Here is a 12,734-nt window from a genome sequence, read left to right as displayed (position 1 = left end):
AGAACTAACAAACCAGAAAGGACGACATGAAGAAGAAGGCAATCTTGCGCAGCGTGGTGGGTGCTGTTTTCGGGCTCGCGGCATCGGCGGCCGTGCATGCGGCTAGCTACGTGTATGTGTCGAACGCCGACAGCCAGGACATTTCGGTGTTTCGCCTCGATGCGCAAAACGGCGCATTGGCGACGGTCGAGACCGTGCCCGTGGGCGGCACGGTGATGCCGATGGCGTTCTCGCCCGACCATCATCACCTGTATGCAGCGCTGCGCTCGAAGCCGTATCGCGTGGTGAGCTTCGCCGTGAATCCTCTCGACGGCCGTCTCGTCGAACTCGGCCGCGCGCCGCTCGCGGAGAGCATGGCCTATGTTTCCACCGACGGTACGGGTCGCTATCTGCTTTCCGCTTCGTACGGCGGCAATTTGCTGGCGGTGAACCACATCGGCGAAAACGGTGTGGTGGGCGACGTGCTGCAAACCGTGAAGACGGGCCCGATGGCGCACATCATTCGCACCTCGCCGGACAACCGCTACGCATTTGCCTCGGTGCTCGGCGCCGACGCATGGCTGCGCCTGAAATTCGACGCCTCGACGGGCGCGCTCACCGAAGACGCGAAGCCCGCTTACTCGCTGCCGAAGGATTCCGGTCCCCGTCACTTCCAGTTTTCGCCGGACCAGCGCTTCGTCTATCTGATCGACGAACTCGACGGCAAGCTGCACGTGCTCGCCTTCAACGCGGCGAACAATACAGTCAAGCCGATCCAGACGATCTCGATCCTGCCCGCCGGTTTCTCCGGCGACAAGCCGTGGGGCGCCGATGTCCACCTCACGCCCGATGGCCGCCACCTGTACATCTCGGAGCGCACGTCGAGCACGCTGGGTGCGTACCGCGTGAACCAGCAAACGGGCAAGCTCACGCGCATCGGCACGTACGCCACCGAGAAGCAGCCGCGCGGCTTCAATATCGATCCGTCGGGCCAGTATCTGCTTGCCGTGGGCCAACTCTCGCCCACGCTGAGCGCGTACCGCATCGATGTGAAGAGCGGTGCGCTGCATGAGCTTGGCAAGTACCCGGTGGGCAAGGGTGCGAACTGGGTCGAAGTGGTGGATTTCGACGGTTCGAACAGCTAGGGAGGGTCTGCACCACTCCTTTTGGGAGCACTGATTTTTTACTAGTGAGTCGTATTAGCCGTAAGAGCCTGCTGGCAGACTGGTCGTCCGCTCTTGAGGCGTGACGACATCCGTGTGCCGCGACTCGCGGCCTGAACCTCAGTTTCAGGCATTGCGTAAAGCCTTGCGTGCCATCCAGAGGTTGCCCAGGGCGAACAGTTTCGTGATCTGCGCGGTGTTCTTCAATAACCCTCGGTACCGGGTCTTCGTATAGCCAGATTGCTGCTTGAGCACGCGGAGCGGATGTTCAACCTTGGCGCTGATGCCCGCTTTCAAGCGTTCAATCTAGTCGGATATCGCGTCCAGACGATCGTTCAGGGCCAGTTGTCGACGCTGGCGTGTCCGCATCGCGACATGCCAGCGAACCGGGTTCGTCTGGCATCGCGTTTCGATACCCTGATAGCCGGCGTCGGCGTACACACCCGTTTCCTGACCGTGTTCAGCGGAGGCAGGCATTGCCGTCGTTAGAGCGGCGTGCGCAACATTGAAGCGCCGGCCACCGACGTCGCCGTACTTGCCTGGACACCATCCGATGCGGCCAAGGGACGCCGAATCGTTAATTCGAAGTCCTATATAACTGGCGCGTCGTATATCGCACACGTAATCACGGTGCTAACGAGTCAGTACTGGCGTACCTGAACTGCGCAGGCCTCGCGCGTTCGTCTGCGTTTGAGGCCACGCCTACGACATCGCGGATAGCGATTACTGCACGTGTTGACCGTGCCGGAGCACAAGGCGACGCGCGGACTCTTGTCCTGAAGGGGCGAACTGGCGGCGCGCTCTCGCCGAATCGCTGTTCTACCCGGGGAACTTGTGAAAGGCTCCCCCTTTCACTCGATTGCGCAGCCATTACCGCTCAATCGCATCTCGAAAAATGAGATGAGTCAAATTTGTCATTGTTTGACATAACCGTTGATTAATTCCGACGTCTCCGTTCAATATGATTGACGCGTTTCCGTTCCCACCCCTAGATTTCGGTGCCGATAGCTGCGAAAGCAACGATCTGACCTCGTGCCTTTCAACCGGAATGGGATGTGTGAATGAATGCTGTGACGAAAAGCTTTACCGATGCTCTGCGCCACCCGAGCGCGCGTCTGAGCCAGCGTCTGCGGGTCTGGGTCGGGATTCTCGAACACGACCTCGATGTGGTGAAGTTCCGGGTGCGCGGGGGATTCTGCAAGGACTATACGGCAGATGTGACGGTGACCTCGTCGCAGCTCGATCTCGACGGCAAAGAGTACGTCGGACGGCGCGCGGGGTTGCAGATCGACGAACGCGTGGCGGTGCCCTCGGTCAGCTATGTCGAACCCGTCGATCATGAAGCAGCTACCTTCAACGGCGTGATCACGCGCATCGAGCGTATCGGCGTAAGTCGCGACGAAGCCACCTACCGGCTGCGCATCGAGCCGCGCTTTGCCGCTCTCTGCAAGCGGATCATCAAGTCCGATACCTTCAAGGACGTGACGCTGCAGGAGATGATCCGGCAGGCACTGGTCGACCGCAAAAACTTCGACGCCTTCGACGTGGAATTCCAGATCGAAGGGCTGCTGGAGAAGATGGAACAGGTGGTGATGTATGAGGAGTCCCTATGGAGCTTCATCACCCGACACTGCCGCCGCAAGGGCGTTTTCTGGTTCTACAAGCAGGGGCGCGGCAAGAGTGGCCAGCTCGATACGATTGTCTTTGCCAATAATCCGCGTGCCTATATTCGTTCGGTCGAGGTTCCGCTCATCGCGGATTCGGGCCTCTCGGCCGGGTGCCACGAAGCGGTGCTGTCGCTCAATGACGCGCGTACCCTCGTGCCCGCCACGATTGAGCTGTATGAGCGCAACTACCGCACGCCGGACGATCCGCTACGGGCGACGGCGAACGTCTCAAGTGAAGCAGGCGACCGCTCGGTGTTCGGACAGGTCAGCCGCAGCGCGGAGTTCCACCTGACACAGCGGCAAGGAGAGGCGCTCACGCAGATGCGGCGCGACGAACAGATCGCGCGGCAGGTGACGCTTTCCGGTACGACGAACGCCTTGGGCGTTGCGCCGGGCGTCGTGGTCAAGACGACCAATGTGAAGGTGCCGCGCGCCGAATACGGGTTCGTGATCACGTCGATGGTCATGAAAGGCAGCCGCACGACACCTGCACACGCCCGCTTCAAGGCGATGCCCGCGCATCTGACGTACCGGCCTCGTTTCGACTTCGAGCGGGACTGGCGTTTTCTGAAAGGTCCCGTCGTAGGCGTTGTAACAACTTTTGATTCGACGCCGTACGGCTGTATGGACGAGCACGGTCGTTATCCCGTTCTGCCGAAGTTCCTGCAGGGTGCGGGCAACACCGACCGGCAACTGCTGAAGCTGCGCCTGGTGCGTGTGTCGTCATCGGATCAGGGCGGTTTGCACGCGCCGCTGCTACCGGGGACTGAGGTGCTGCTGGACGCCGCGCATGCGGACGTGGACCGCATGCATATCACCGGCGCTCTGCACGACTACGCCCACCGCGATCCGGTTAGGGGCACCGATGCGTTGTATAGCTATGCCATCTGGCGCTCGCCATTGCTCGGCGCAGAGGTCGTTTTTAATGATCTGCAGGGCAAGGAGAGCGCACGCATTGCGACTGTGTACAGCCAGTCGGCCTTCAACCAGGGATATCTGCTTAACAGCAGAAAGCTTCCTCGCGGGAACGGGTTTGAGGCGACGACCCAGGGGTGGGGAGCGGTGCGGGCGGCGAAGGGTCTGTTCTTCACGGCGGACGCTGCAGCCGGAACGGATACGCCGCACCTTGAGATGCCTGCCGCCGTCGCCCAGCTCAAGGCCGCGCTGCAGCGTGTGACGGACCTCGCTGCGGCAACGACGCAGGCCGGGGGCGATCCGGCCGATCGTGCCGCGCAGTCGGCGCTGCTCGACGGCCTGAACCAGCTGCGCGACGCGGGGTTGCTCGCGAGCGCGCCCGGCGGCATGGCGTTCGTGACGGCGAAATCGCTCCAGCACTCGGCCGGCGAAAGCGTGATTGTGACCGCGGGCAAGGACCTGGACGTGAGTATTGCGAAGCGCCTGCGTATGGCGGTGGGTGACATGATCTCGCTGTGCGCGCACAGGCTCGGTATCAATCTCACCGCCGCGAAGGGGAAGTTCACGGCCTCGGCGCTGACGGACGGGATGGACCTGTTCGCGAAGCAGCAGGTACGCATGGCCAGCGAAAGCGCAGACATTCAGCTGGCCGCGAAAACGAAGATCGCGCTCAACAGCGGCGGGGGCTCGCTCGTGATCGAGAACGGCAACATGACGTTCCATTGTCCCGGGGCGTTCACCATCAAGGCAGGCTCGTTCACGTTCGTTGGCCCCGATAACCTGCCGGCGCAATTGCCCATCCTGCCGAAAAGCAGTCTGAAGATTTCAGACACGTATTCGTCATCTCATTGAAGCCATGATCATCAGCCCTCCCTTTCTTCCGGCGTCGGGCCTGACGGCCAGCGACGCGTCGAAGCCGGACCCCATGATGGACCTCATCGACCAGTTCGAGATCGGCCATCACGGGGCCTGGCCGGTCACCTTCGACCGGCGTTCTCATTGCGCCATCCATCTGAACCCGGGTGAGCAGACGGAACCTGTCCGCGCGATCGCTGATGGGGATGTTGTGGCGTACCGGGTCTGCAAGAACGCCATCTCGGACGGCACGACCGATTCGACGACCGGGCAGCCGGTGCTGAATTCGAATGCCGGCTTCGTACTACTGCGGCACAAGACCGACACTGGCGACGGGCGCACGATCACGTACTACTCGCTCTACATGCACTTGCTGGACATGACCAGCCAGGAGCACATCGTGCCCCAGCCTAACGATCCGCCGCAGACTGGGTCGGCAAACGCGCTACCCAAATGGCTGCTCGATACGGCAGGGGGCAAGGATGGGGCGGTCCAGATGGGCGGCACAAAAAAAGTGTACCGCAAGGACATGCTCGGCTACGTCGGCCAGCATCAGGGCGTGGCGCATCTGCACTTCGAAATCTTCATGGCGGACGGCGATTTCACGGCCTGGTTCGACAAGGTGGAGATCGGGGTGAAAAAAGCGACTCAGCCGAACACCAGCGACTACTGGGGGCGCAGCTACTTCGTCATTTCCGGCCCGCAGGAATTTTATCCGCAACCGGCCGGCGTGGATGAGAAGTGGTTTCCCCGAGTGCCGGGCGGCTCGCTTGGCGCAGGGGACACACTCTATGTCGAGGCATGGTTCAACAAGGGGCAGCGCTTTACGCGCGCGTGGATCGATAGGGGTGGCAGTGGCAACGAGACCTTGCTCACGCCCGCCCCCATTGCGGACCCTTATGACGACGCCCAAAAGCATTACGAATATGACCTGTATGAACGCGCGATGGCCCTCTATCCGGTGTGTCCGAGCGATGGCTATGAGATGCTGCGGTTCGGGCGCATTCTCTCGGACCATCCGACTCTGACCGGGGCAGCCTGTGCCACCTGGATCGCGGTGCCGCTCGACGAAAACGGCACGCTGGGCTATGTCAATATTGCGCCGGATGCCATCAAGAAGCTGTCCGACGCGGATTTCCCGTTCTTCACGGGTTGGCAAAAGGTCGACGGTGACAACACGCCGTTCAACGATGCCGGGCGATGTGATTACGCCACGCTTTGTGGGTTGACCGGCATTCAAGATTCGCTGCCATCGGCGCAGCCGCTCGAAGCCGATCCAAACAATAGCAATGAGATCAACCTGCGGCTTGCCAGCTACGTGCAGAACACAGATGGCGTGGACGAGAAGCTCAAGGGAATGGTGTTCAAGGCGCGAAGCGAGTGGGATCCATCCAACAACGCGGAACGGTACAAGGACCTGAACGACCCGTATGGTTTCTTTGGCAAGCAGAAAGATACCAACCCCGATGGGTACACCAAATTCAGCGAATTCCTGAGCAAGTTTCAGTTTCTGGACAAGACACCGCTTGCTGGGCAGCCACTCTGGTTTTTCCATCCGCTGACATTTATCCGGCATTTCAGAAAGTGCGAGTGGTTCGCTGCCGAGGAAATTGCGCAATGCGTCCCGCGGTCGGTGTTTTCACTTCACGGAACGCAATTTGTGGCGACAACACGCCCTTGGAATGATGCATTGGCGCGAGGCGACGCCTGGAAGTCGGAGTTTAACTTGGCACTGCGCAAGTACCGCATCAGTTCGACAAAGGAAAGGGCAACCCATTTCCTTGCGCAATTGATGGAGGAATCCGGGTGGCTGAAGGCCGTGCGTGAGTACCACGGCGAGAACAAGCCCTATAGTCCCTACTATGGGCGAGGCTTGATTCAGCTGACGCACATGCCGAATTACTCAAAGTACGGTGAATTCAGGAAGTTTCCGGCTGATCCGTCTGTTCCTGCAAAATTTTCAAGTATCAAGTGGAACCCAGATGTATTGATGGCCGATACGAATACGACGTTCAACCGGCATAACTGTGCCGACAGCGCCGCCTTGTATTGGACCTGCAGAAAAATGACCGCCACGGCAACGAACACCATTAAGACAACCGATGCAGGTGGGCTGCAGATCGATACAGCAGTGCAAGCGTCCAAGTCCACCAATGGCAATGTGCCCAATCAAAACGTGAATGGCCTCGACCATCGGCTGCAGTCGTTTGTCTACATCAAATACATCCTGCTGGATTTGATTGAAGGTGGGTCCTCGGAACAGATTTCTTTTGTCTGGCGGAGAAATTCGGCGATGGAGCCTGTATTGGACGCGAACGGCCAGCCCGTCTTCGACCCTGTTACGCACCATCCGAAGAAAAGATACATTCCGACCACGCATACGATTCAAGTCTCGCTGGAGAAGCAGCGACCATGAAGAATATTTTCATCCTGATTGTCTTGCTTTGCTTCTCCCAGCTGGCGTGCGCCTGCGGGACTGAGGCGCAACGCTCGAAGATGGCAGAAAAGCTGTACGCAGACGCGGAAATGCAAAAATTTATCTGTGGCGCAAGCGACTCGTGCTCCATGGTGGATTTCAAGGCCGGGTTGAAATTTCAACGATATGAAGAGCGCTTCCACGGACAAGTCCTCTCGGTGTGTCTAGTTGAGCCGACCTTGACGGCGACCAACTCCTACACCGGCGTATTCGCGGAAAGAAATGGCGACTACGCATTCCAATTTATCTCGTATGGAACCGGCGTCAAGGTCCAGGTCAACAAGGCCGGAATACCGATGATTCTTGAGTACAGTGTCAGCGATCCAGATAATCCGGACTATTCGATGAATCAATATTTTTGGAATGGCCAAGCATTTATTTTCTCGCGCACCGTACCTATACATAACTGAAATCGACGACAGGCCTGACTAATCTATGCAATCTCCTATCCGTAAAGGCGACAAACTCGAACACGGTGGCGAAGTCACAGGCGGCTCACCGTGGTTCGAGGTGATGGGTCTTCCGCTAGCCCGCAAGGGCGACGACGCGATCTGCGAGCAGCACGGGCCAACCACTATTGATGAGGGCTACGCCAAATTTCCCGATCGCGACGGCAAGGAGGTTGCCTTCCATCATTACCGCTGCGCCTGCGGCTGCCGTCTGCTCTCGTCACTCATGAATTTCAACATCGAGTAATGCCGGTCGATCTTTCCCCCGCTGGACGCCCCAGCGGATATCCGCCCAGGATGCGTTTCTGGCCATGGGCGGTGACGTGGTTCATGTGTAACGTGTTCGGTCCGGTATTCGTGCTGCTTTCGTGGCCGAAGAGTGAACCTGCGCGTGGCCTCGAGTTCTGGAACTGGATGTTCGGGGCACCGAACGGCGCGTTCCTGGTTCTGCTCGGGTTTGCCCGGGCAGGTTATGAGGTCCTGTGGTATCGCGCGTACTGGCGCAACCATCATCGCGACCGCTGGCTTGCGGAAAAAATCCGGCTCGCGCAGCGCCCGCTGCATGTAGTCGGTGCTGGGTATTGCCTGCCACTGGCGGGCAAATCCCTTGCCGAAGCTCTTGCGGCGAAACAGTCGCTCCTGAAGATGCAGAGCGCCCGACACGGCTCGGGAAAGGTTTTTTGCAACCGCTTTGAGGACCATGACCCATTGTTGGCCGGGCTGCCCGTGGTGGGAGAAGAGGAAAGCGAGGGCGGCGACGCAGGCGTGCTAGTGGAGGTTGCTCCTGCTGTCCAGATGATCCGTGTTGCGCTTGAACCGTTGGTCAGCAATATGCAGGCGCTGACCCGATACGAAAAGCCGTACTGGCCGCAGGTACGCGTGCTGGCCGGGGCGGAGACTGCGGCCCTGCGCCTGGCCCAGCTTCGGGAGGTACTGCGGCTGGCCGCCCTACCGCCACTCGATGTTCAGGCCGTCCCCGCGATCGATGGTCTGCTGGTAGCCGACGGGTGGCTCGACGAGCGCGCGAGCCGTCCGCTTCTCGCGGTCGCCGCAGCCTGGTACGACGATGCCATCGACGAAGGCTGTTCCGAAGGTTGTGCCGCCGTGCTGTTCGATCCGGGTTACTTCAGGCTCCCGCCGGAAGTCCGCCACAAGGCTGCGCTGCACCGTCCAGTCCAGGCAAGCGATGCTGAGGCCGGGTACGGTTTTGCGAATGCCGCGATCTGGGGCAAGGCCAGGACCGCAGCGGTGACGCGCGCTTGGATCACGCGCCCGGTTGAGCACTGCGACCGCGCCCTCGCCGCCGCCGGTTTTCAGGTCGCGTCGAAGGACGCTGCACAGCGCCGGCTCGATCGTATTGTCGGCAACGTGGGCGCGGCAAGCGGCCTGCTGGCGATTGCGGCTGCCATTGAGGCCGGCGCAACGGAAGGCCCGCAACTGATTGTCGATGGCCTGCAGTCAGCCATCCTCTACGTCAAACCCACAGAACAAACCAACGCTTCCACGCATGATGACGCCCCAAAATAATCTGAAGAACATGGAGCCCGAATCCGTCGCCAGCAAACCGGCTTCCAGCCGAGCGGCGATCTGGGGCATGCCCCTGGCGGCGCTCGTCCTCGCCATCGCCGCACTTCTGCTGGTCTGGTTCGGGAATGACCGCCTTGGCATCGCGGATGGCGCACCCCGCACGCGGCTATTGATCAGTATCCCGATGGTGCTGATTGTCGTCGTGATCATCCATCTGTTCGCGGTATCGACGGGCGCATACGGCGGGTCTGCCAGACTGTTCCGCTCTGAAACCGGCGACCGCACGAAGGCTGCGAAGCCGCTCAAGCGCGATGCGCGATTGCAGCACGTGTACGAAGAGCTACGGGTTTCGCACGGCTGGCGCTGGCGACGTCGCCTGCGCTGGCTGCTGGTGAACGGCACGGACGAACGTATTGAACAGGTCGCGCCGGGACTCAAGCAGGCGGGCGTCATGCACGTGCGCGAAACGTTCCTCGTGCACGCCTGCCCGGACGGCATCGAGGCGGCGAAGTGGTTGGGTCAGATCCGCAAGCTGCGTCGCCGTCCGGTCGATGGCGTGGTGCATGTCGCGCGTGCAGACGATATGGATACCGAATTGCCGCGCACGCTCTCGGGCATCGCGACCGCGCTTGGTTGGGCTGCGCCCGTCACGTTCCTGCATCCGGTCGAGACGAAGGGTAGCCTTTCTGAACGCTTCGACGCGGTCGGTGCCTTCATGCCGAACGAGTCGTGCAGGCAGGCGCAGGAGGCGGCCACCAGAGCGCCTGGGTTGCTGACCACGGTCGAGCAATGGTCGGCGGACGCTGGCGTGCGCCTTTATACGCGGGAGAAGGCAACCTGGCTGATGGAAGTTTCGAAGTACATTAGCGACCACGCTGAACGGATTGGTGGAAACCTGCGCGCACTCGCCACCTCGAACTGGCTGCGCGCGCCGTTGGCGGGTGTCCTGTTCGCACCGGTCTTTCCGGGGACGACCGTCGTGCCGGTGCCGGTGGCCAATGATGGTGACGACGCACCCGCCGGGGCCGCGACCGCGGTGCCGGCGGCCGAAGTGACACGCGAGCAGCCGCGTGCCCTGCTGCCGGTGTGGCAGCAGATTGCGGTCTCCATGCCGAACTATCGAGGTCGCCGCGCTGGGTTGCACTGGCCCGATGTGCTTGCGTGGTGCGTCGTGATCGGGGCCATCGTGTGGATCATGCTGATGGTGATCTCGGGGCTGGGCAACCGGGCACTCGTCAAGGATGCAGAAACGACCGCAGCCCAGGCGCTCGCGGATACGCCCGGCACGCCGCGCGCGTTGCTCGCGCAGCTCGCGCTGCAGAATGAAATCGCGATGCTCGAATATCGCCAGCAGCATGGGGCGCCGTGGTACCTGCGCGCTGGCCTGTCGCGCAACGACGACCTGCTCGCTGCGTTGTGGCGGCCCTACCAGAACGTGGCCGCCCGCAACCTGCGCCAGCCGGTCGTGCAGGCGCTGGAAGGACAACTCGCGCAGCTTTCGCAGGTTCGCGCCGACGAACAGCAGAGTCACGACGCGCAGCAGCTCGCGTACGACCGTCTCAAGGCGTACCTGATGCTCGCCACCCCGGCGCGCACCTACGCGCCTCTCCTGAAGGCGCAGATGCTGGCGGTCTGGCCCGCCGTGGCTGGCATGCGCGTGGGTGAATGGCTTGACACTTCGCAGCAGCTCGCCGGGTTCTGGTCGGATCACCTGAAGGCGCATCCGGAGTGGCGCATCAACGCATCGATGCAGCTCGTCACGCAGATGCGCTCGACCCTCGTGAACCAGATCGGCCTTGCCGCGAGCGATGATGTGCTCTACCAGCGTGTGCTTGATGAGGCGCGCGGCAAGTACGCCGATGTCTCCCTCGCGACGCTGCTCGCTGGCGCGGACGCGCACGGTCTGTTGACGACCGCGCAGACGGTGCCGGGCATCTTCACGCGTGCAGCGTGGGAGGGCGTGATCGAAAAGGCCATCGACGACGCCGTGAAAGGACAGCATGTCGAGGGCGACTGGGTGCTCGCCGGCGACCAGCCGACCGCCCGAATCAGTGCCACCGCCGTGGAAGGCGCGGTCGACGCGGCGCAGGCTGCACTAGACGCAAGGAAGAATGCCGGCGAGCTGAGAAAGCGCCTGCGCGACCGGTATTTCACGGACTACACGGCAGCTTGGGCGGCCATGCTCAACAGCTTCCAGTGGATTCCTGCGACCAGCTTCTCGGGCGTGATCGACCAGCTCACGCGCCTGACCGATGCGCAGACTTCGCCGCTGTTGGCGGTCATGAAGTCGGTGCAGTACCAGGGCGAGGCAGGCCGTCCCTCGCGGGCGCTGACCGACACTCTGGTGCGCAAGGCGCAGGGGCTGCTGGGCGGGAGCGACAGCGACCCGGTGCAGGCTCCCGTGGTCAATCCGCTGGACCGCACGTTTGGCCCGCTGCTGGCGCTGATGGGTGACGCCAATGGAAGTGCCGCCGCCGGGCAAGGCAGCGCGGCCAGATCAGCAAATGCGGCGGCGTTCAGCGGCGTGAGCCTGTCGCGCGTACTGACCGCCGATACGACCGTGCGCCTGAAACTGCAGCAGATCCAGGAGAGCCCGGACGCGCAGGCGATGGCGCGCTCGATCGCACAGGCGATCTTCCAGGGCAAGCTCTCCGATCTGTCGCAGGCGCGCGACGATGCGGCGCTGACCGCCGCGAGCCTGGGCGCACAGTGGGCAGGCTTCGGGCAGACACTCTTCGTCCAGCCACTCGATGCGGCCTGGCAGGCGGTCCTGCAGCCCGCCGCCGCGAGCCTGAACGACGCATGGCGCGCTGCCGTGGCAGCCCCGTTCCAGTCGTCGTTTGCCTCACGCTACCCATTCGCGTCGACAAGTGCCGATGCGTCCTTTGCCGAATTCGGTCGCTACGTGCGCCCCGACACGGGACTCATCAACCGCTTCATCGACATCGAGCTGGCCGGCGTGCTCAAGCGTCAGGGCGACCAGTGGCTGCCGAACGAACTCGCGCCGCAGTCCCTGCAGTTCGATCCGAGGTTCCTCGCGATGCTGCGGCTGATCGGTCCGCTCGGCGCCCGCCTCTACGCGCAGGGCGAGGCCGGTTACCACTTCGAGCTGATGCCGCAGCCGACGCCCACCGTGACGCGCACGGAACTGACGGTCGACAGCCATCAGGTCGTCTACTTCAATCAGCACGAAGCGTGGTCGCCGCTGGCATGGCCTGGCAATGGCCTGAACGGCCATGCGTCGTTGAACTGGCAGTCGCTGGATGCGGGCACGCGCATCGCATTCGACGCGACAGGTGACTGGGCGTTCCTGCGCATGCTTGAAAAGGCCCGCGTGAAGCCGCTCGACGATACGCGCTTTGAGCTGGTCTGGAACGGCGGGGCAGGTGGCGACGCGGCGAAGGCCGCTTCCGCGGCCTCTGCAGCGGCCAGCACTGCCAGCGATAGGGCTGAGGGCAAGACGGCACCGCTGCGCTACGTGCTGCGCACGCAGGCGGGAGCCGGACCGCTCGACTTGCTCAAGCTGCGCGGCTTCCGGATGCCCGAGCGCATTTTCATAGCGGACCGGGCCGGGCAGATCTCCGGACTACCGTCCCTGCCACCGTTGCCCCCGGAATTGCAGCCATGACCGGACCGTGGAAGAAGTACCCGGCCGACCGGGCGAATCCTTTCCTGACGAAATTCGTTGGGGAGATGCGCTACG

General features: G+C 62.0%; 7 protein-coding genes and 1 pseudogene. 7 read left to right on the top strand and 1 reads right to left on the bottom strand.

All coding sequences use genetic code 11. The features are described 5' to 3' along the window. The first annotated feature begins 26 nt into the window (after positions 1-26). Entirely contained in the window at positions 27-1,124 is a 1,098-nt protein-coding gene (locus AB4Y36_RS35145; RefSeq protein ID WP_368685433.1) for a lactonase family protein, read from the top strand. Between the two features lie 144 nt (positions 1,125-1,268). On the opposite strand, the pseudogene AB4Y36_RS35140 reads toward AB4Y36_RS35145, so the two are convergent. Then, a pseudogene (locus AB4Y36_RS35140) lies at positions 1,269-1,601 on the bottom strand (transposase); the annotation flags it as partial. A gap of 602 nt (positions 1,602-2,203) precedes the next feature. On the opposite strand from AB4Y36_RS35140, the gene AB4Y36_RS35135 reads away from it, so the two are divergent. From AB4Y36_RS35135 to AB4Y36_RS35110, 6 genes are all read left to right on the top strand, one after another. Beyond that, positions 2,204-4,576, top strand: coding sequence for a type VI secretion system Vgr family protein (locus AB4Y36_RS35135; protein ID WP_368685432.1), 2,373 nt, complete (start codon positions 2,204-2,206; stop codon positions 4,574-4,576). A gap of 4 nt (positions 4,577-4,580) precedes the next feature. Beyond that, complete coding sequence (locus AB4Y36_RS35130) at positions 4,581-6,995, top strand: hypothetical protein (RefSeq protein ID WP_368685431.1); 2,415 nt, start codon at positions 4,581-4,583, stop codon at positions 6,993-6,995. Continuing rightward, entirely contained in the window at positions 6,992-7,465 is a 474-nt protein-coding gene (locus AB4Y36_RS35125) for a hypothetical protein (RefSeq protein ID WP_368685430.1), read from the top strand. The genes AB4Y36_RS35130 and AB4Y36_RS35125 overlap by 4 nt, the downstream gene beginning before the upstream one ends. Positions 7,466-7,490: 25 nt before the next feature. Then, positions 7,491-7,751 (top strand): PAAR domain-containing protein, encoded by a 261-nt coding sequence (locus tag AB4Y36_RS35120; RefSeq protein WP_368685429.1) that lies wholly within the window; start codon positions 7,491-7,493, stop codon positions 7,749-7,751. An 83-nt stretch (positions 7,752-7,834) separates the two neighbouring features. Then, on the top strand, positions 7,835-9,031 hold the full coding sequence (locus AB4Y36_RS35115) for a hypothetical protein (RefSeq protein ID WP_368685428.1): 1,197 nt from the start codon (positions 7,835-7,837) through the stop codon (positions 9,029-9,031). Next, a complete protein-coding gene (locus AB4Y36_RS35110; protein WP_368685427.1) occupies positions 9,012-12,659 on the top strand; it encodes an ImcF-related family protein in 3,648 nt (1,215 codons plus the stop codon). Before AB4Y36_RS35115 ends, AB4Y36_RS35110 begins: the two co-directional genes overlap by 20 nt. The last annotated feature ends 75 nt before the right edge of the window (positions 12,660-12,734 follow it).

The organism is Paraburkholderia sp. BR10936 (assembly GCF_040965735.1).
In the GTDB taxonomy this organism is placed as follows: domain Bacteria; phylum Pseudomonadota; class Gammaproteobacteria; order Burkholderiales; family Burkholderiaceae; genus Paraburkholderia; species Paraburkholderia nodosa_A.
This window is presented reverse-complemented; position numbering and strand designations above follow the sequence as displayed.

Bases quoted from the DNA above. Each gene is read 5' to 3' on its own strand.
- AB4Y36_RS35145 (WP_368685433.1), top strand. From the start codon at position 27: ATGAAGAAGAAGGCAATCTTGCGCAGCGTGGTGGGTGCTGTTTTCGGG.
- AB4Y36_RS35135 (WP_368685432.1), top strand. From the start codon at position 2,204: ATGAATGCTGTGACGAAAAGCTTTACCGATGCTCTGCGCCACCCGAGC.
- AB4Y36_RS35125 (WP_368685430.1), top strand. From the start codon at position 6,992: ATGAAGAATATTTTCATCCTGATTGTCTTGCTTTGCTTCTCCCAGCTG.
- AB4Y36_RS35110 (WP_368685427.1), top strand. From the start codon at position 9,012: ATGATGACGCCCCAAAATAATCTGAAGAACATGGAGCCCGAATCCGTC.
- AB4Y36_RS35115 (WP_368685428.1), top strand. From the start codon at position 7,835: ATGTGTAACGTGTTCGGTCCGGTATTCGTGCTGCTTTCGTGGCCGAAG.
- AB4Y36_RS35120 (WP_368685429.1), top strand. From the start codon at position 7,491: ATGCAATCTCCTATCCGTAAAGGCGACAAACTCGAACACGGTGGCGAA.
- AB4Y36_RS35130 (WP_368685431.1), top strand. From the start codon at position 4,581: ATGATCATCAGCCCTCCCTTTCTTCCGGCGTCGGGCCTGACGGCCAGC.